This is a genomic window from Bacillus sp. Bvel1 (genome assembly GCF_014872755.1).
Lineage (GTDB): Bacteria > Bacillota > Bacilli > Bacillales > Bacillaceae > Bacillus > Bacillus velezensis.
Map to the genome: position 1 here is coordinate 975,180 of NZ_JAAOBZ010000006.1, position 17,420 is coordinate 992,599.

Consider the following 17,420-nt stretch of genomic DNA (forward strand, 5'->3'; position numbering starts at 1 on the left):
TGTGCCGGCTTTGTTCTTGCCTAGTCCGGCTGCATGAGTATAATGGGCAGAATTGAAGGGCGCCGGAAACTTTTTTTTCTCTCATACCGGCCTTCTGCATGTTAAGCTTCTGTATTTATTTTGAATAAATTCCTATTTATAAAACGGCTGAATAGAATAACATAAAAGCTTTTTTACACAGTGCAGGAGGAGAGAAATGTGAGGGCTGAACACCGTGATTGTATGGAAATTGGAATTTATTCATTTGCAGAATTATACCCCGATCCTCTGACAGGGAAAACAGTCAGCGCAAAGCAGCGGATAGATGAATTGATGAAGCTGGCGAAACTGGCTGACGATGCAGGGCTTGATGTATTCGGGGTAGGCGAGCATCATCGTCTTGATTATGCGGTATCTTCGCCGCCGGCCATCTTATCAGCGATTTCACAGATCACTGAAAATATTAAGCTGACCAGTGCCACGACTGTATTATCCACCGCAGATCCCGTCCGTTTATTTGAGGATTTTGCAACGCTTGATCTGATTTCAGACGGCCGGGCGGAAATCATTGCGGGACGGGGCGCATTTTTAGACTCGTTTCCTCTTTTCGGTTATGACGTAGGCCATTATAAAGAACTGTTTGAAGAACACATTGACCTTTTTTTAAAATTAAATTCCGGGGAAGAATCGGTTACCTGGAAAGGACGTTACCGGCCGCCGCTGCGCGAGGCAGAAATTTCTCCTCGGCCTTTTTGCGGAAGCATTCCGCTATGGTTAGGTGTTTCGGGGACTCCGGAAAGCGCAGAACGGGCCGGGCGTGCAGGTGCGGGTTTGGCATTAGCTGTACTGAGCGGTGATCCGATGTCATCTAAGCCGCTTGTTGACAAATACCGGGAAGCGGCTTCTAAAGCCGGTCATCCTCCGGAAAATGTGAAGGTTGCCGTAACCGGACATATGTTCATTTCAAAAACGAATGAACAGGCAATACAAGAATTTTACCCGTATCATTCAAATTACTGGTCTCACGTTCATTCATATCACGGGATCGATGAGCCTTTAACGAAGGAAGATTTTGAGCGGGCGTCCGGAAAAGAAACAGCTTTATTTGTGGGAAGTTCACAGCAGATCATTGAAAAAATCATGCATCAATATGAGTTGTTCGGGCATCAGCGATTTCTCGCGCAAATCGATATAGGAGGTATGCCGTTTAAAAAAGCCGCGGAAAACATCGAACGATTAGCAGCGGAAGTAGCACCGGTTATCCGAAAAGAAACCCGCAAATCCAGCGAATGAAGTTCTGAGCATAAGGGGCGGGCCGGTTTTTGGCAATCGCGGATTCGACAACAGAATCGGCCCGGCTTTTTCTTTATGATTATAAAAAACAAAGGGGAAAGCGCGAACCTCATTGCTTTTTCCTATCAAGAAAAGGAAGGTCATTTCATCCTCTATCGTGAAGTGTATATACCGAAAGGGTTTTTATTAACAAAAAAGGGAGGATGATGAAGTAATGAAGGGTTTGGTCAAAGCTGCAGTTTTAACTGTTACTCTTGGGATTGGAGGCGCTTTCTATTCAAGTGATGCATTTGCGCACGGGTATATAAAAGAGCCCGTCAGCAGAGCGTACATGGGAGCTTTAGAGAAACAAACATTGGGCTGGACGGCCGCTGCGCAGAAATATGGCTCCGTCATTGATAATCCTCAGTCTGTAGAAGGGCCGAAAGGATTTCCGGCTGCAGGTCCGCCGGATGGAAGAATTGCGTCTGCAAATGGGGGATCGGGACAAATTGACTTCGGTTTAGACAAGCAGACTGCAGATTATTGGGTAAAACAAAACATCCGCGGCGGTTTTAACACCTTTACTTGGTACTACACAGCTCCTCATGCGACATCAAAGTGGCACTATTATATCACCAAGAAAAACTGGAATCCGAATAAACCTTTGTCAAGAGATGAATTTGAATTAATCGGAACGGTAAACCACGACGGTTCCAAGGCAGATACGAATCTGACTCATAAGATTTTTGTGCCGACTGATCGAAGCGGGTATCATGTCATTTTGGGGGTATGGGACGTTGCGGATACTTCCAATGCCTTCTATAACGTCATCGATGTAAACCTTACACAATAATCTATGAATTACTGATCGGCTGCATGTTCATCGGCCGATCTTTTTAGTTTTAATGTGTGAATGAAAAGGGGAAAAACAGCAGAGCGCCATAAACATTTCATTTATGGCGCCGTACGATCATGGAGGTGCTGCTGACATGGATGCGGAGGTAAGAGGATTCTTAATAACCGCCGAGGAAAGAAGCCCCAACGATGATTAATAAAATGAATAGCACCACGATTAACGCAAAGGAGCTACCATAACCACCTGAGAATCCCATATAATCTCACCTCCTAAAGAGGATTAATACATACTATGCCGAAATGAAAAGTTTGATAGGGATGCTAGTTTACTTTTTGAAAAAAGGTTTTTTAGTCTATATTTCCTTTACATGGCCATCCGTTAAAATGAGTAAAAGGAGGAATCGTACTGCTTCCTGTAATAGAAACGGATAGGCTCATACATTGAGAAGTTGCGAAGAGGATGCGCAGTTGGCTTGTTTTTTTAAAAATGAAAATGTAACACGCTATTAGGATTGGAACCTTTTGATTCAACGGAACAGGCTGAAGAAATGATTGGTTGGTTTCAAGAGCAGCAGCATGAAAAAAGTGGATGTGATGAGGAATAGAGAAAAAAGATGCGAAAGGCATAATCGGAACCATGTATCAAAACGGACTGCCTGGTGATATACGCGTATACTCCATTCCGAATGGGAACGTAACGATCTAAACAGAAGAACTTCAAGTGTTCTGCGGTAAATAAAAAAAGCCGATGAAGGCTTAAAATTGATTAGACGCTGTAAAGCATTCTTTCCGTTGCGCTTTCTGCAGACGGAGTTTGATTGTAAGAAACGATTCCGATCATCACTAACAAGATAATGAAAACCAATATGCTCCACAACACTATTTTTAAAGACTTTGACATGGCATACCCTCACTTTGAAAGACTTTACCGGGGCTGCGATCGGAGCCCGCACTTCAAGTATAGTCGTTATAACGGTGAAAAATGTACAGTATCCCGTTATCAAAATAAAAACTTGCGGGCGCTGCCGCAAGTTTTCTCTGAATTAAGGTCTGTGGAATTCAATATGCTGATTATCACGATCGAACCATCCTCTGAATGCCCAATTGATCCAGCCCCCGTCTCCTTTGTTATCAAAGGAACCGTCTTCGAAGACCCAGATTCCGTAAGTAATGCCGTCATAAACGGCTGATCCGTAAAATTGAACGCCGTTAAAGCGGTCTTCATATTCTTGATTTAAATTGAACACCATGACGTTGTACTTCTGTCCTGATGCGTAAAATGTTGTTTCCATGACATTTTTTACCCAGCCGGTTCGGTTTTGATCTGACTTAACCGCTTCAGCAATGCGATCTGAAATTCCGAGAACATCTACGTTTACGTTCAGCCCGGCATCAACACCTGCTGCTTTTACGTTTTGGTCTGCTGTTTGGGATAATTTACCTTCTAACGGATTTGCAACGGGTGAAACGTGAGGCGCATTCGGGTGTTCAGACTGACTGGCTGCTGAGGCACTGGCTGCGAAAGGAATTGTTAGAGATAAAGCTAAGCATGATCCGACTATTGTTCTGGCGATTTTCATGTCTATGACCTCCTGAGGAAATTTTTAAAAATTGTTGCAAATTCATGGTATCGCAGAAAAATTGACCAAGCAAAGAGCAGATTTTCTCAAAAGTCATGTCATTCTATTTATGTTGTTTTCTGTAAATGAAATACTTTTAATCAGGCGAAAAGGGAAGAAAATAATAGAGTATTTTTATGTATTGTGATAGGATGACCGGATTTTGGGTGAAAATAGCCCGGAGAAACGTCATAATAAGAAAAACACCCGGGATTTACCGGGTGTAAAAAGTGTTGATATGTCAAGTCAGCAGCATTTTTTGCATTTTCTTTTATAAACAACGATGTAATCATAATCAAGATGCTTTTTATCTTGTTTCTTCTTTTTCTTCTTTTGTTTAGGCTGCTTTGGCTGGTGATCATAATGTCCGTTCATATCCATACCCATATCCATACTCATACTCATATTCCTCCTTTTTTCATCTGACGGTAGTATTCTATGACAGAAAGCATGGATGGCTTGGACAAATGAAACGGTATGCTGAAAAAGAGGCATCTCATTCGGTATAAAAAACAGGATCATACCCGCCCGATAGAAAAGAGAGAAGATGATCCTGATATTGAGGTCCTATTTGATAACCGCAATTGCAATGCCGTACCCTTTTTCAGCGCTGTATAAGGCCGTCAGTTTCAATACCTTCCAGCCTTCCGCGGCTTTAGTCCCGATTCCGTTATGAGCCGTGATATAATCTCCCGGGCTGACCGTACTGTCGACCCGTACGTAATGCCGGCCGTTGAGTCCGACAATATGCCATTCGTCTCTGGCCGCGCGTGCTTCATAGTCAGCTTCAAGAGCCGGACTGCAGTCCGGGTTTTGTTTCGGTACGCGTACCGTTTCTCCTGTTTCTTCGTCAGTCACATTTTCGTATATGAAACCGCCGAACTCATTTGTCAAAAAGCGGCTTTGCCATCCGAAGCTTGCGGCTCCTGAGATAAAAGCGGCTGTTTCTGAAATGACGCCGAGCATGTAATCTCCGACGTGAGCCGGTTCAATTTTTTCGCCTTTCACTGTGACGATCGTCCCGGCGGGAATCGTCTGGCCGGTTACACTTTCAAAATATTCTCCGTACCCTGACAGGGAAGAGGTGACAGCTCCGGCGAACGTACCGTGGCCGCCCGCTGAATCCAGTTTCCATTTGATGGACTGATGCCCTCCGGCAACCGTGTATGGTTCTTCCAATGTAATGCTTTCTGATGACAGAATCGTTCTGGAGACTTTGCCGCCCGTAATATGGACATTGTTTGAAGCGGCGATAAATGCCCTTGAACCTTCGGAACTTGAACCTCCGGAAGAGCTGATGATCGCATTTCTGTCACCTCTGGCCGTAATATCGCCTGTTCCCGCAATAACGGCGCTTGTCGGGTTGAATGCAAAACCGGAGCTGGTCGCGAGCTGTGCGCCTCCCTTTAAATTGACGGGGATCTGCTCATAAGTCTGTCCTTTTATAGATGCGGCCGCGCTGTAACCTTCAGCTTGCACCCCGAGAATGACAGCCTGACTGTTAGGGGACGTAATTCCGACGGAACCGCCGTCTCCGATCATCGTACCGTTCATAATATTTACGTTATATTGGCCTCCGCCGATTGAGATGCCTTTAGGAGAAGACTTGTATATATCAAAATTTAAAATTTTAACATGATCGGTTTTATTAGATCCGCCGGATATATTGATGTCAACCCCGGCTTGTGTAAAGCCGCGTATTTTAATGCCGTTGATCGTAATATTTTGACTGCGGTATTGAAGAGCCACGACTGGGTTCCCGCCATAGTCGTATGATGGATCACCAATAGCTGTGAATCCGTTTACATTGACGTTTTTATAGGCAGAGATGACCAGCGCCCTCGGGGTCACACCGTCATAGAGGGCATTGAATACCGGTTCAATCGCGGTGCAATCGGTTAAAGTAACATCATAAGCCGTCGTGCTTTCGGGGTCTGAGGCCTGATGATGGCCGATATGACGAATATCAAATGAACGTACATCACGATACGAAACATGACCGATAATATGAACATTTTGAGAAGCCGGCCACAGGCTGTGCGCCTTTACCTCAATCCCGCGGATATTTCCGCTCGTATAGTTATTTAAAAGCCACACATGTTTAGAGCCGTCGTCAATTTCAATGCCGTTCGAGTTTGCGCTGCCTTCAGCATGCTCTGTGCCGCGGGGGTTTCCGGAATGGCAGTTGGAAATGAAAATATATTCGCTGTAATGGGTGGTAATGCCGTCGTCTCCGGCGCCGTATGCCACACAGTTATCAATCCATATATAACGGCAGCCGTCTTTCGTCCATTCTGTTTCAGGCAAATGATCGTAAGTCGGAGATGTAATATCTATACCATGCAGACCCGCGTTAACCGTTTCAACATTCTTAATCCAGCCGTATTGCACATTAGCAAACGTTAAACAGCTGGAACACTGTCCTCCGGGGTTCCTGACTCCGCATTGACGGTCAGGATTCCAGTCTAAAGTCATGTTCTGGACAAAAATATTACGGTTTCCATTTTCGTAATCATCGTTAGTAATGACCCATTCGTATGCGGGAGTGTCCTCATGAAGCTTTAGCACGGTAATCCCTTGTCCCTCACCGGAAATAGTAGTCCATGAGGGGAGTTTTATCCCTTGAACCAAAAATTCTCCTGCGGGAACATTTACTTTGACCCGGCCGTTCCCGATCGCTTTCCGAAAGGCTTCTGTATTGTCCCGGCCGTCAGGGACCGCTCCGTAATCCTCCACATTCACTTCCCGGGTGATTTTATTCATAAGCATTTCGTATTCTGTATCAAGCCGTTCTTTTAAAAGTGAGGTGACCATTCCTTCCGCCGTCACCCGGGCATCTGCGATCTCAAGATTATCATCCGTTGCGGAATGCTTAATAAAATTCTGCATCCTTGCTTTGAGATGCTCCAATTCAGAGGGCTGTGCAGGGCGAGACTGCAATGGGGCGTTTAAAGACGGATCAGGAAAGTTTTTAAATTGAACCATTCTAAAGACACCTCTTTCTTTTGATATAAGCGCCTGAGGCAGGTGACAGAAAAGAATCGCGCGCCCTTTAAGCGCTTATTCTTCAAATTCTTTATTCAGAACGAAATTCCTTTTGAAACCGAGGCGAAATTTTAAAAAAGCTCTGTTGAAAGGAACGGACATATAGCTTTGCATTATTGTAATTGAAGCTGTCATGTGAAAATGGAGGGAAAAACTGATAGGAGGGGTCCTCATTTTAGGTTTATTCTCATTGTCTTCGCCGTGCTTCCTCTTCGGCTGCATATACACCAAAATCAGCATTCTTATCAGTTAAATGGTATAATGGGTCACGGATTGGTCATCAATACGACTGAAATAGGGAAGCAAAAGGAGCAGCGAACATGACTTTACAAATCAAAATTAAATATTCAGATGATACGCAAACGAGAATCAGTAAAATTGAACAGGGCGATTGGATTGATCTGCGGGCAGCTGAACATATAACAATCAAAAAAGGCGAATTCAAACTTATCCCGCTTGGAGTTGCGATGGAACTGCCGGAAGGATACGAGGCCCATGTCGTTCCGCGTTCAAGTACATATAAGCATTTCGGTATCATTCAGACAAATTCAATGGGAGTCATTGATGAATCTTATAAAGGCGACAATGACTTCTGGTTTTTTCCTGCATTCGCGCTTCGGGATACCGACATTTCCAAGGGGGAGCGGATCTGCCAATTCAGAATCATGAAGAAAATGCCTGAAGTGGAGCTGATCGAAGTAGACAAGCTCGGGAACAATGACCGCGGCGGACTGGGATCAACAGGCACGAAATAAAACGAAAAAAAGACTGCTTAACAGCAGTCTTTTTTTTATGGATACAGCAGTTACATTCAAATTTTTTCGGGGATTCTTGAATTGGGAAATCAAACAAAACTAAGGAGAAGGGTTTCATTTTTATCATTTAAGCTTTCCGTCTCTTTGAACAGAAAGACTTTTTTAGGTTAAAGGATAGAGGTTGTTTTGATGTTTTTATTCTTCAAGATGAACGGAGGTTTTGTCCAACGTATATAATATTGTGACAAAAGTGTAAACAAAAGAAAGGATGATGTTATGGAAAAAAGGGTTAGAAGAGTAGACCGTAAAGCAGCCGGCAAAGAGGCAGAGCAGAAGAAACCGTCCAAAGTCACCCTGTTCTGCCGTTCGCTTCAAAGGCTGAAGCATTTGTATTGTAACACAAACATACAAATGCCATCAATAACCAAAAAAGGAATTTCAGTTTTAATTTTACCGTTTTTGCTTCTGCCGTTCTTTCGGGCTGATGCTGCTTCAGATATTTACGGCAGTTTCGAGGAATTAAAGCTGAATGAAGATCCTTCCGATTTTTCCATTTCAACGCGGGAGCATGACCCTTCTGTCCTCATATTAGCTATACACGGCGGAGGCATAGAGCCGGGAACCAGTGAGTTAGCCAGAGAAATTGCCGAAAACCGGAGTTTATATTTATTTGAAGGGTTAAAATCAGCCGGTAATGCAGCTCTGCATTTGACAAGTTCGCATTTCGATGAAACCAAGGCCGTGCAAATGGTGAAAGAGCACTCTAATGTCATTTCATTGCACGGTTACGGCAGTGATGATAAAAAGATAAAAATCGGCGGTACAGACAGAGAACGGGCCGAACTCTTGACCGATGTGCTGAAACGGCACGGGTATCCTGCCGTTCTTCTTGGCACAAATGATAAATACGCAGGCGTCAGTCCGAACAACCTTGCCAATCAATCTTCATCCGGATTGAGTATTCAAATCGAAATGAGCGCCGGCTTCAGAAAATCACTATTTGACACCTTTACGCTGAAAAGCAGAGCATCCGCACAAAACGGGACCTTTTACCAATTTACAAAAACAATTTCTGATTTTATCAGTGACAATTATTAATGAGCACGCCTATTTTGTCGGCGGGGCTTTTTCTTTTGAAATTTATGAAACTTTAAGTTCTTAAGATCGTATACATAATTGACAGGATGAAAGAAAAGAGGTGGGCAAATGAAAGTGATGATCGGGTCTATCATTCTTCTTGTCATCATCGGATTCGGTTTATGGCTGATGCTTAGTCCAATCTTTAAACAAGTGGGAAGCGGAGCCAAAAAATTAAAAAAGTCATGGGAGGAAGAAGATCAGCATGAGCGAAAATAAGCGCGGAAACACAAAAAAAATTCTCGGCGGTGTGATTATAGGTGCAGCCCTTTTAATTGCGGGCGTCACAGCGTCACTATTCATTGAAAAAATACCGAACGGTTATGTCGGGGTTGTATACTCACCGAATGGCGGGGTAAAATCCGACACATTGGACCAAGGCTGGCACTTAGTCGGATTATTTAATAAAGTAACGGAATATCCGGTGCGTATGCAGACAGTGAATAATGAAAATATAAAAGTGGCAACCTCTGACGGTAAAAATATAGAAATGGATATCGCTTACAACTATGTCGTGCAGCCTGATAAAGTAGTCGATCTGTTTAACAAATTCGGGGCGGTAGACGTCGAAACGATTGAAAATACATATTTAAAAACAAGGCTGTGGGATGCGGCGCGAAAATCAATCAGCAAATACTCGGTTATTGACACATACGGGCAAAAATCTGCTGAAGCCGCTGCCGATGTTCAAAAGAGATTTGCTGATGATATGAAGAGTCTCGGATTTTTAATTGATGATCTGACGCTTGGCGTACCGAAGCCGGATAAAGCCACACAGGAAGCCATCGATGCAAGGGTGAAGTCTTCACAGGAACTTGAACGGACACAAACTGAAATTAAAATAGCCGAAGCCGAAGCGAAAAAGAAAAAAATTGAAGCGGAAGGGATCGCTGACTATAACGAAATCATTAAGAAATCAATGTCCGATGAAATGATCAAATATAAATGGATTGAAAAATGGGACGGAAAAACGCCGAAAGCGACAGGCACAGACTCACTGCTGCAGCTGCCGCTGGACGATCAGAAGCAAAAGTAAAAAGAGAAGGAGGCGATTGCCTCCTTTTTATGTTTTTTCCTGAGGGTCTTTTTCCGGCACTAATTCTTCAGACGCCTCGGTTTGATAGCTCCATAGCGTGCTATCCGTCTCTGTTGTGTCCTTATAATCTTCGGGAAGTACATATTGCTGCAAATACCGGTGAAAAAATGCCTCAAAAACAGAAATGCAAAGTGCAGAGATAACCGCTGCCGCGGCAGGAGAGACATTAAACCCGCCAATGTTCATCAGGAATATCCATAATATAATGAATGAAATTCCGAAATCAGCTGCAACGGCTGTGAAATTGCTTGTTCTCGGCAGAATCATGCAATCACCCGCAAAATAAGTGATTAAACTTAAGATCACTGTAATAAACAGAACGTTTAAAAAGGTTACTTGGTACATAAGATCCAGAACAATGTACAGTAAAGCAAGTGTGAGCGCCGTTTTAGAAGCGAAAGCAATTACGTGTTTCATTTGAACCACCTTCGTTATTTCGTTTAGTCTTCATTGTAAGCAATCCGCAAATTTTTAAACTGGTATATAGTGGTTATAAAGTAAAATGTGAATAGACATCACAGGATTCACAAGTTAAAATATGTAAAAAGGGGGATGCAAATGAAAAAATACTGGATATGTATTGCTGTTTTTTTATTATGTTTTAGCGGAATACACTCAGCTAAAGCGGCTACCACTGAATTCGGATCAAAAACAAGCTTCACTTTGGAGGGAAACGCAAAAGAGTTTCATATTGAAAATCCGGGTGCTGTAGCTGCCGACGATTACTTTTTAGGCTATAAGTTCACCATAATGAACAACTCTTCGTGCGGTTTAAGCATGAAACTCCAGCGGATGGCGCTGAACGGAAATTTTTATACATTAAGTTCTAAAAACTACAGCGGCAGCTGGTTAAACCTCAGTGCCCAGGATAAAAAATCAATTGATCCGTATCACAAATACAGGATTCTGGTTGAAAGTTCTTCAAACGTCTGTGGTCCCGTCTATATTAAAGGGTTCTACGGTGTAGAATATTATCATTTTGATTGAAAATAGATACTCGCTAAAGGCAGCGGGTTTTTTTATATTTATATTTAACTTATTGCACTATGTACTAAATATTCATATATAATTTTTTTGACGTGCCCGCCCAAAGAAAAGATAAAAAAGCAAATTCATCACGCACAAATATATAAAAAGTTGAAAAATGGATGAAAAGTTTCTTGAGGGAAACATTATTAGTTGACTTCAAAAGTGTGATGTCGGATAATAAGAATGTAAGTTTTTCCTCCTTAGCAGGTTCGTTTCTTAAGCCAGGGCGAATCTGCTTTTTTTTATGCAAAAAAACCCCTTACAGAGGGGTTTTTTACGATAAATGAAGTTTAATAGAATTAATGGACGGCTCTGAATACGCCGATCACTTTCCCCAAAATGCTTACGTTTTGCAGGATAATCGGCTCCATCGTCGGATTTTCCGGCTGCAGCCGCACATAATTGTCTTCTTTATAGAAGCGCTTGACCGTCGCTTCATCATCTTCGGTCATAGCTACGACGATTTCTCCGTTATTGGCCGTGTTCTGCTGTTTGACAATGACGTAATCTTTGTCAAAAATGCCGGCGTCAATCATACTTTCTCCCATGATTTCTAACATAAAGACATGTTCGCCCGGAGGAACCATCCGGTCAGGAAGCGGAAAATACTCGTCGATATTTTCAACAGCCGTAATCGGAATACCCGCCGTCACTTTCCCGATGACCGGAACGTTTACGACCTGGCTTTTCGGAATATGGACTTCTTCTTCATCCAATACCTCAATCGCCCTCGGTTTCGTAGGGTCCCGTCTGATCAGGCCTTTTGTCTCCAGCCGCGCCAAATGGCCGTGCACGGTTGAACTGGAAGCCAGTCCTACTGCTTCTCCTATCTCTCTTACAGAAGGCGGATATCCTTTCGTTTTTACCTCTTCTTTAATAAAACGCAGGATATCAAGCTGCCTTTTTGATAGCTTCGTCATATTTCGCACCTCAAAACGTCGATTTTAAGTAGATTATAGCATGATTTTCCTGACAGTACAAACATAGGTTCGAAAAAAACGATTGACAGAAACATTTGTTCGTATATACTGAAAGATATAAAAAGCGAACAAACATTCTTATCGGAGGTTGTTTACATGGCGAAAGAATCTATCATATTTGTCGGGCTGTTTACTGCGATTTTAAGTGCCGCTATTTTACTTGTTTCATGTGCGGGAAATGATCAGTCCCTCAGCCAATATGTTAAAATAAAGGTTCAGGACGGCGATACACTCTGGTCACTTGCAGATCATGTAGCAGAAAAGAAACACATTAATAAAGAAGATTTCATTGAGTGGGTGACGGAGAATAATCATCTCCAGACTGCTGATATAAAGCCCGGAGACGAACTTATTCTACCGGTTAAGAAGAAGCATCCGGCCGTATATCAGCTGGCCATTGTCAATTAGAGAGGAAAGAGAGAAATGAAGGCGCTCATTTATGCCCGCGTAAGCACAAACAAAGAACAGCAGCAAACGTCATTAAAAAGACAGGAAGAGGAGCTCAGTGAGATCGCTGCTGCAAACGGCATGGAAGTCGTGAAAGTCATTTCTGAGAAAGCCAGCGGTTACGAAATGGACCGCGACGGAGTATTTGAAATGCTTGATGAAATTAAAAAATCACATATTGACGCGATATTGGTGCAGGACGAAACGAGATTAGGAAGAGGAAACGCTAAGATTGCGCTTTTGCATTGTATTTACAGGGAGAACGTTAAAATATATACGACGGCTCATAAAGGTGAACTGGAGCTTTCCGAAGCTGATTCGATGGTACTTGAAATCGTCAGTATTGTTGAGGAATATCAAAGGAAAATTCACAATATGAAAATCCGGCGGGGAATGAAAAGAGCCGTGAAAAACGGCTACAAGCCTGAACGGAATCTGAAAAACAGACATGAAAACAGCGGAAAAGAAAAAAAAGAGGTTCCGGTTTCGGAAATTATCAGGCTGAGAGCCAACAAGCTTACCTTTGCAGAAATCGCAGCGACCTTAAGAGGATTCGGCTATGACGTGTCCAAAGCCACGGTTCACCGGCGGTTTCAGGAATATACCGCAGACACAGAAGGCAGCTGACGCGCATCAGTTGTAAAAAAGACTGCGTTTTAGTAGTATATAATCAACACGCACCAAAGGAGCTTATTATGATTTCTAAAGAAAAAATCGCAAGAATTAACGAATTGGCTCAAAAAGCTAAATCAAACACGATAACGGATGAGGAAAAAGCTGAACAGCAAAAGCTTCGCCAGGAGTATTTGAAAGGATTCCGCTCCTCAATGAAAAATACGTTAAAGAGCGTAAAAGTGATTGATCCGGAAGGCAACGATGTCACCCCTGAAAAATTAAAAAGAGAACAACAGAAAAATAATCTTCACTAAACAGAAAGAATACGGCAATACGTATTCTTTTTTCGTATATACTAATATCAGGATGTGCTTTACGACAATTTTCAACAAGTTTATCTCAAATTTAAGCTGAAAGAGTTGAGAAAAAGTCAGCATCGCTTTATGATGAAAAGGTACAACAATAAGGAAGGGGATTATAATGGATACAATTGAAAAGAAATCAGTTGCCACCATTCGTACACTATCTATAGACGCAATTGAAAAGGCGAATTCCGGACATCCGGGCATGCCGATGGGCGCCGCTCCGATGGCATACACGCTGTGGACGAAATTTATGAATGTAAATCCGCAGAATCCGGGCTGGTTTAACCGCGACCGCTTTGTTTTATCAGCAGGCCACGGTTCAATGCTTTTATACAGCATGCTGCATTTAAGCGGATATGACCTCAGCATTGAAGACTTGAAACAGTTCCGTCAATGGGGAAGCAAAACACCGGGACATCCGGAGTTCGGGCATACAGCCGGAGTAGACGCAACGACCGGGCCGCTTGGACAGGGGATTGCAATGGCAGTGGGAATGGCAATTGCAGAACGCCATCTGGCTGAGACATATAACCGTGATTCATTCAACGTAGTTGATCATTATACATACAGTATTTGCGGAGACGGCGATTTAATGGAAGGCATTTCTTCCGAAGCCGCTTCTCTTGCAGGCCATCTTGAATTAGGCCGCCTGATCGTATTATACGATTCTAATGACATTTCCTTAGACGGCGATTTAGACCGTTCTTTCTCTGAAAATGTAAAGCAGCGTTTTGAAGCAATGAACTGGGAAGTTCTTTATGTTGAGGACGGAAACAACATCGCTGAATTGACGGCTGCAATTGAAAAAGCGCGCCAGAATGATAAAAAACCGACTTTGATTGAAGTGAAAACCACGATCGGTTTCGGTTCTCCAAACCGTGCGGGCACATCCGGCGTTCACGGCGCTCCGTTAGGACTAGAAGAGAGCAAGCTGACAAAAGAAGCGTATGCTTGGACGTTTGAAGAAGATTTTTATGTTCCGGAAGAAGTATACGGGCATTTCAATCAAGCTGTAAAAGAAGCCGGCTCGAAAAAAGAACAGGAATGGAATGAACTGTTCGCGGCTTATAAAGAAAAATATCCTGAGCTTGCTGAACAGCTGTCACTCGGCATAAAAGGCGAGCTTCCTAAAGACTGGGATCAGGAAGTTCCCGTTTATGAAAAAGGCAGCAGCCTTGCTTCCCGCGCATCTTCAGGTGAGGTACTGAACGGGATCGCCAAGAAAATTCCTTTCTTTGTCGGGGGATCTGCTGACCTTGCGGGTTCAAATAAAACGACAATCAAAAATGGAGGAGACTTCACGGCCAAAGACTACGCCGGGAAAAACTTCTGGTTCGGTGTCCGTGAATTTGCGATGGGCGCTGCATTAAACGGAATGGCGCTTCACGGCGGCCTCCGCGTATTCGGCGGCACATTCTTTGTATTCTCTGATTATTTAAGACCTGCCATTCGTCTGGCATCATTGATGGGACTCCCTGTCACTTATGTATTCACGCATGACAGTATTGCCGTAGGAGAAGACGGGCCGACTCACGAACCGGTTGAGCAGCTTGCTTCTTTACGTGCACTTCCTAACCTTTCTGTGATCAGACCTGCTGACGGAAATGAAACCGCAGCTGCATGGAAGGTTGCCGTTCAAAGCCAAGATCATCCGACAGCTCTTGTATTGACACGCCAAAACCTGCCGACGATTGATCAGCAGGCTGAAGAAGCGTATGCGGGCGTGGAAAAAGGGGCTTATACCGTTTCCAAAGCAAAAACCGATTCACCGGACGCCCTTCTTTTAGCGACAGGCTCTGAAGTCGGACTTGCGATCGAAGCTCAAGCGAAACTGGCTGAAGAAAACATTCACGTATCTGTAGTCAGCATGCCGAGCTGGGACCGCTTTGAAAAACAATCGGCTGAGTACAAAAACAGCGTGCTTCCTCCGAATGTGACGAAACGTCTTGCGATCGAAATGGGTTCAAGCTTCGGATGGGGCAAATTTACCGGTCTTGAAGGAGACGTTCTCGCAATTGACCGTTTCGGTGCTTCAGCTCCGGGAGAAACAATTATGAAAGAATACGGGTTTACTGCAGAAAACGTAGTTGACCGCGTGAAAAAACTTCTAAACAAATAACGAGACAAAAGAGGATGAGTCAAATCATCCTCTTTTTCCTGTTTTTGCGACAAAAATAGAAGGGGCGGCGTAACAGTAATAGACAATTCTTTCTTTTCTCCTTTTGTATAATAGAAAGCAATAACGAAGCGCTGTAAAAGGGGATGAGGAAATGGAACGTCATTACTATACGCACCTGATAAAGGATGAGTTTGCGAACCACTACTTTGGGCGGGAAACGGCTATGTTTGAGTTGTTTCGAGACTATCATTGGACAGATCTGACACCCCAGGAATATCAAATGACAGAAAAGCAAGTTCAATATATAACGGAACCGATTCCGGTGATACATATGCATCAGCGGCTCCAGCTGCATTTAAACCGAATGAGTTACAGCCGTTTGGATTCCATTTACCGGCTTACACTGCCCGGAGAAAAGGGCCGCGCCACCTTCATGATGAAAGACAGTTTAATTGAGATTGCGGCTTCGGGAGATTATGAGGCGGAAACGATTTTCTTTGAGATTCTGCGTAAAATCAGCCCCTGTTTTCTTGCAATGGATTTCAAGACACGGCGCTACGGGTGGTTAAATCCGGTCAGGGAAAGAAATTTTGTCTAAAAACGAGGAAAAAGAGATGTAAATGTTGTATAATAGCCTTTGGTTTAGTACACTTTAAACTAGACAACATGAAGGAGGAAATAAAATGACTTTATGGGTTGGCATCCTAGTGGGCGTTGTCGCATTGCTCATAGGTGTTGCACTCGGGTTTTTTATTGCTCGTAAATATATGATGAGCTATTTGAAAAAGAATCCGCCTATTAATGAACAAATGTTACGCATGATGATGATGCAAATGGGAATGAAACCTTCTCAAAAGAAAATTAATCAAATGATGAAAGCCATGAATAATCAAGCGAAATAATACGTACAGATTATGATATAGAGATACATGGTTATAAAAATAAAAAACCCGGAGAGGGTTTTTTATTTTGGCGTCATGTTTCACCCCAACTGCCGGTGTGCAGTTCTTTTTGGTATTGTATGAGAAGGTGGTCAAGCTCCTGGCTGAGTTCTATCGTAATGTTTGATGTCATTCCGTTTGTCATGACGATTTTAAGCAGCTCTGCCCGTTTTTTTTCAATTTCATTTAATAGATGCTCTCTAATCACAGGGATATATCCTTTCATACATAAATCTTTCACCTGAGTCGCTATTATTATATCCACATTTATACTGTTTTTCAAATAAGAAGGAGTATAATATCTCGATGTCAAATTAAATTATATAAGCTTTTTCTATAAAAAGTAATCCTTCTCGGGAAAGTGTTAAAAAAATGAAATGATTTTGTCATAACTCGAAGGGAGTGTGTCATCGTGAGTTTTAATTACTTTCTGACGTTTGGGGCCGGATTTCTGTCTTTCATTTCTCCATGCTGTCTGCCGTTGTACCCCGCCTTTTTATCTTACATAACTGGTGTCAGTATGGACGAGGTGAAAACAGAAAAGGTGATGCTGCAAAAGCGTGGCCTCGTGCATACACTTTGTTTTTTGCTTGGCTTCTCCGTGATTTTTATCGCATTGGGATATGGAACTTCGTTTATCGGCAGTTTTTTTACCCAATATCATGAAGCGATCCGCCAGTTTGGCGCTATCATGCTGATCCTTTTCGGGCTGATTACTGCCGGTGTGTTTCAGCCGAAATTCATGATGAAAGAGCGGCGCATTCACTTTAAGCGCCGTCCGGAGGGGTTTATCGGTTCGGTTCTGATCGGTCTTGCGTTTGCAGCCGGCTGGTCGCCGTGCAGCGGGCCTATTTTAGGAGCCGTGTTTTCGCTGGCAAATACAAATCCTTCTTCAGCAGTGCCGTATATGTTTTTATATGTTCTCGGTTTTGCGATTCCTTTTCTTGTTCTTTCATTTTTTATTACCAGAATGAATTGGATTCGCAAGCATCAGCTGCTTATCATGAAAATCGGCGGCATTCTTATGATTCTGATCGGAGTTATGCTGTTTTTTAACTGGATGAGCTACATTCTGATCGTTCTGTCAAATCTTTTCGGAGGATTTACGGGTCTGTAACGGATTAATAACTTTTGAACTATTATATACCCTTTCGTTTTTGGTA

Annotated in this window: 22 protein-coding genes; 14 read left to right on the plus strand and 8 right to left on the minus strand. The window is 43.0% G+C overall.

The window, feature by feature from the left end; genetic code table 11:
* The first annotated feature begins 198 nt into the window (after nt 1–198).
* Together HAP68_RS08580 and HAP68_RS08585 are read left to right on the plus strand one after the other, a co-directional pair.
* Nucleotides 199–1,272 carry an LLM class flavin-dependent oxidoreductase gene (locus tag HAP68_RS08580; RefSeq protein ID WP_003154027.1) on the plus strand — a complete coding sequence of 358 codons (1,074 nt, stop codon included), beginning with the start codon at nt 199–201 and terminating at the stop codon, nt 1,270–1,272.
* 214 nt (nt 1,273–1,486) lie between these two features.
* The gene (locus HAP68_RS08585) at nt 1,487–2,107 is read left to right on the plus strand and encodes a lytic polysaccharide monooxygenase auxiliary activity family 9 protein (protein ID WP_024085345.1); all 621 of its coding nucleotides are present in this window, start codon (nt 1,487–1,489) and stop codon (nt 2,105–2,107) included.
* Between the two features lie 160 nt (nt 2,108–2,267).
* Here HAP68_RS08585 and HAP68_RS08590 read toward each other — a convergent pair whose 3' ends face one another.
* From HAP68_RS08590 to HAP68_RS08605, 5 genes are all read right to left on the minus strand, one after another.
* Nucleotides 2,268–2,366 carry a YjcZ family sporulation protein gene (locus HAP68_RS08590; protein ID WP_003154022.1) on the minus strand — a complete coding sequence of 33 codons (99 nt, stop codon included), beginning with the start codon at nt 2,364–2,366 and terminating at the stop codon, nt 2,268–2,270.
* A 509-nt stretch (nt 2,367–2,875) separates the two neighbouring features.
* Complete coding sequence (locus HAP68_RS19630; RefSeq protein ID WP_254900091.1) at nt 2,876–3,010, minus strand: hypothetical protein; 135 nt, start codon at nt 3,008–3,010, stop codon at nt 2,876–2,878.
* A gap of 142 nt (nt 3,011–3,152) precedes the next feature.
* Complete coding sequence (locus HAP68_RS08595) at nt 3,153–3,689, minus strand: hypothetical protein (protein ID WP_024085347.1); 537 nt, start codon at nt 3,687–3,689, stop codon at nt 3,153–3,155.
* A 285-nt stretch (nt 3,690–3,974) separates the two neighbouring features.
* Nucleotides 3,975–4,127 carry a hypothetical protein gene (locus HAP68_RS08600; protein WP_015388185.1) on the minus strand — a complete coding sequence of 51 codons (153 nt, stop codon included), beginning with the start codon at nt 4,125–4,127 and terminating at the stop codon, nt 3,975–3,977.
* Between the two features lie 168 nt (nt 4,128–4,295).
* Entirely contained in the window at nt 4,296–6,713 is a 2,418-nt protein-coding gene (locus tag HAP68_RS08605; protein WP_024085349.1) for a peptidase G2 autoproteolytic cleavage domain-containing protein, read from the minus strand.
* A 380-nt stretch (nt 6,714–7,093) separates the two neighbouring features.
* Between HAP68_RS08605 and HAP68_RS08610 the strand changes: the two genes are divergently transcribed.
* The 4 genes from HAP68_RS08610 to HAP68_RS08625 all read left to right on the plus strand — a co-directional run bounded on the left by HAP68_RS08610 (nt 7,094) and on the right by HAP68_RS08625 (nt 9,701).
* Nucleotides 7,094–7,528: a dUTP diphosphatase gene (locus HAP68_RS08610; protein ID WP_014305062.1), complete on the plus strand. Its 435-nt coding sequence runs from the start codon at nt 7,094–7,096 to the stop codon at nt 7,526–7,528.
* Between the two features lie 276 nt (nt 7,529–7,804).
* Nucleotides 7,805–8,626: a poly-gamma-glutamate hydrolase family protein gene (locus tag HAP68_RS08615; protein WP_024085351.1), complete on the plus strand. Its 822-nt coding sequence runs from the start codon at nt 7,805–7,807 to the stop codon at nt 8,624–8,626.
* 108 nt (nt 8,627–8,734) lie between these two features.
* Complete coding sequence (locus tag HAP68_RS08620) at nt 8,735–8,884, plus strand: hypothetical protein (RefSeq protein ID WP_003154013.1); 150 nt, start codon at nt 8,735–8,737, stop codon at nt 8,882–8,884.
* Nucleotides 8,871–9,701: a prohibitin family protein gene (locus tag HAP68_RS08625; RefSeq protein WP_003154011.1), complete on the plus strand. Its 831-nt coding sequence runs from the start codon at nt 8,871–8,873 to the stop codon at nt 9,699–9,701. Before HAP68_RS08620 ends, HAP68_RS08625 begins: the two co-directional genes overlap by 14 nt.
* A 27-nt stretch (nt 9,702–9,728) precedes the next feature.
* Here the strand turns inward: HAP68_RS08625 and HAP68_RS08630 are convergent, their stop codons facing one another.
* Nucleotides 9,729–10,178 (minus strand): YndM family protein, encoded by a 450-nt coding sequence (locus tag HAP68_RS08630; RefSeq protein ID WP_015388182.1) that lies wholly within the window; start codon nt 10,176–10,178, stop codon nt 9,729–9,731.
* A gap of 141 nt (nt 10,179–10,319) precedes the next feature.
* Here HAP68_RS08630 and HAP68_RS08635 point away from each other — a divergent pair, with 141 nt between their 5' ends.
* Complete coding sequence (locus HAP68_RS08635; protein ID WP_003154006.1) at nt 10,320–10,748, plus strand: hypothetical protein; 429 nt, start codon at nt 10,320–10,322, stop codon at nt 10,746–10,748.
* Nucleotides 10,749–11,089: 341 nt separating this feature from the next.
* Here HAP68_RS08635 and lexA read toward each other — a convergent pair whose 3' ends face one another.
* Nucleotides 11,090–11,710: a transcriptional repressor LexA gene (gene lexA / locus HAP68_RS08640; RefSeq protein WP_003154004.1), complete on the minus strand. Its 621-nt coding sequence runs from the start codon at nt 11,708–11,710 to the stop codon at nt 11,090–11,092.
* Between the two features lie 156 nt (nt 11,711–11,866).
* Here lexA and yneA point away from each other — a divergent pair, with 156 nt between their 5' ends.
* From yneA to HAP68_RS08670, 6 genes are all read left to right on the plus strand, one after another.
* Nucleotides 11,867–12,178: a cell division suppressor protein YneA gene (gene yneA / locus HAP68_RS08645; protein ID WP_003154001.1), complete on the plus strand. Its 312-nt coding sequence runs from the start codon at nt 11,867–11,869 to the stop codon at nt 12,176–12,178.
* Between the two features lie 15 nt (nt 12,179–12,193).
* The gene (locus HAP68_RS08650; protein ID WP_003153998.1) at nt 12,194–12,844 is read left to right on the plus strand and encodes a YneB family resolvase-like protein; all 651 of its coding nucleotides are present in this window, start codon (nt 12,194–12,196) and stop codon (nt 12,842–12,844) included.
* Between the two features lie 68 nt (nt 12,845–12,912).
* Entirely contained in the window at nt 12,913–13,146 is a 234-nt protein-coding gene (locus HAP68_RS08655) for a DUF896 domain-containing protein (RefSeq protein WP_003153997.1), read from the plus strand.
* Between the two features lie 166 nt (nt 13,147–13,312).
* The gene (gene tkt / locus HAP68_RS08660) at nt 13,313–15,316 is read left to right on the plus strand and encodes a transketolase (protein WP_024085353.1); all 2,004 of its coding nucleotides are present in this window, start codon (nt 13,313–13,315) and stop codon (nt 15,314–15,316) included.
* Between the two features lie 151 nt (nt 15,317–15,467).
* A complete protein-coding gene (sirA, locus tag HAP68_RS08665) occupies nt 15,468–15,914 on the plus strand; it encodes a sporulation inhibitor of replication protein SirA (RefSeq protein ID WP_003153995.1) in 447 nt (148 codons plus the stop codon).
* An 85-nt stretch (nt 15,915–15,999) separates the two neighbouring features.
* Nucleotides 16,000–16,218, plus strand: coding sequence for a YneF family protein (locus tag HAP68_RS08670; RefSeq protein ID WP_003153994.1), 219 nt, complete (start codon nt 16,000–16,002; stop codon nt 16,216–16,218).
* Nucleotides 16,219–16,291: 73 nt separating this feature from the next.
* Here HAP68_RS08670 and HAP68_RS08675 read toward each other — a convergent pair whose 3' ends face one another.
* Entirely contained in the window at nt 16,292–16,465 is a 174-nt protein-coding gene (locus HAP68_RS08675; RefSeq protein ID WP_012117647.1) for an aspartyl-phosphate phosphatase Spo0E family protein, read from the minus strand.
* A gap of 201 nt (nt 16,466–16,666) precedes the next feature.
* Here HAP68_RS08675 and HAP68_RS08680 point away from each other — a divergent pair, with 201 nt between their 5' ends.
* Nucleotides 16,667–17,374, plus strand: coding sequence for a cytochrome c biogenesis protein CcdA (locus tag HAP68_RS08680; protein WP_088056486.1), 708 nt, complete (start codon nt 16,667–16,669; stop codon nt 17,372–17,374).
* Nucleotides 17,375–17,420 lie beyond the last annotated feature (46 nt).

What these genes read in the sequence shown, in the direction of transcription:
- HAP68_RS08585 (WP_024085345.1), top strand. Translation starts at nt 1,487, where the DNA reads ATGAAGGGTTTGGTCAAAGCTGCAGTTTTAACTGTTACTCTTGGGATT.
- HAP68_RS08590 (WP_003154022.1), bottom strand. Translation starts at nt 2,366, where the DNA reads ATGGGATTCTCAGGTGGTTATGGTAGCTCCTTTGCGTTAATCGTGGTG.
- HAP68_RS19630 (WP_254900091.1), bottom strand. Translation starts at nt 3,010, where the DNA reads ATGTCAAAGTCTTTAAAAATAGTGTTGTGGAGCATATTGGTTTTCATT.
- HAP68_RS08595 (WP_024085347.1), bottom strand. Translation starts at nt 3,689, where the DNA reads ATGAAAATCGCCAGAACAATAGTCGGATCATGCTTAGCTTTATCTCTA.
- HAP68_RS08600 (WP_015388185.1), bottom strand. Translation starts at nt 4,127, where the DNA reads ATGAGTATGGATATGGGTATGGATATGAACGGACATTATGATCACCAG.
- HAP68_RS08605 (WP_024085349.1), bottom strand. Translation starts at nt 6,713, where the DNA reads ATGGTTCAATTTAAAAACTTTCCTGATCCGTCTTTAAACGCCCCATTG.
- HAP68_RS08610 (WP_014305062.1), top strand. Translation starts at nt 7,094, where the DNA reads ATGACTTTACAAATCAAAATTAAATATTCAGATGATACGCAAACGAGA.
- HAP68_RS08615 (WP_024085351.1), top strand. Translation starts at nt 7,805, where the DNA reads ATGGAAAAAAGGGTTAGAAGAGTAGACCGTAAAGCAGCCGGCAAAGAG.
- HAP68_RS08620 (WP_003154013.1), top strand. Translation starts at nt 8,735, where the DNA reads ATGAAAGTGATGATCGGGTCTATCATTCTTCTTGTCATCATCGGATTC.
- HAP68_RS08625 (WP_003154011.1), top strand. Translation starts at nt 8,871, where the DNA reads ATGAGCGAAAATAAGCGCGGAAACACAAAAAAAATTCTCGGCGGTGTG.
- HAP68_RS08630 (WP_015388182.1), bottom strand. Translation starts at nt 10,178, where the DNA reads ATGAAACACGTAATTGCTTTCGCTTCTAAAACGGCGCTCACACTTGCT.
- HAP68_RS08635 (WP_003154006.1), top strand. Translation starts at nt 10,320, where the DNA reads ATGAAAAAATACTGGATATGTATTGCTGTTTTTTTATTATGTTTTAGC.
- lexA (WP_003154004.1), bottom strand. Translation starts at nt 11,710, where the DNA reads ATGACGAAGCTATCAAAAAGGCAGCTTGATATCCTGCGTTTTATTAAA.
- yneA (WP_003154001.1), top strand. Translation starts at nt 11,867, where the DNA reads ATGGCGAAAGAATCTATCATATTTGTCGGGCTGTTTACTGCGATTTTA.
- HAP68_RS08650 (WP_003153998.1), top strand. Translation starts at nt 12,194, where the DNA reads ATGAAGGCGCTCATTTATGCCCGCGTAAGCACAAACAAAGAACAGCAG.
- HAP68_RS08655 (WP_003153997.1), top strand. Translation starts at nt 12,913, where the DNA reads ATGATTTCTAAAGAAAAAATCGCAAGAATTAACGAATTGGCTCAAAAA.
- tkt (WP_024085353.1), top strand. Translation starts at nt 13,313, where the DNA reads ATGGATACAATTGAAAAGAAATCAGTTGCCACCATTCGTACACTATCT.
- sirA (WP_003153995.1), top strand. Translation starts at nt 15,468, where the DNA reads ATGGAACGTCATTACTATACGCACCTGATAAAGGATGAGTTTGCGAAC.
- HAP68_RS08670 (WP_003153994.1), top strand. Translation starts at nt 16,000, where the DNA reads ATGACTTTATGGGTTGGCATCCTAGTGGGCGTTGTCGCATTGCTCATA.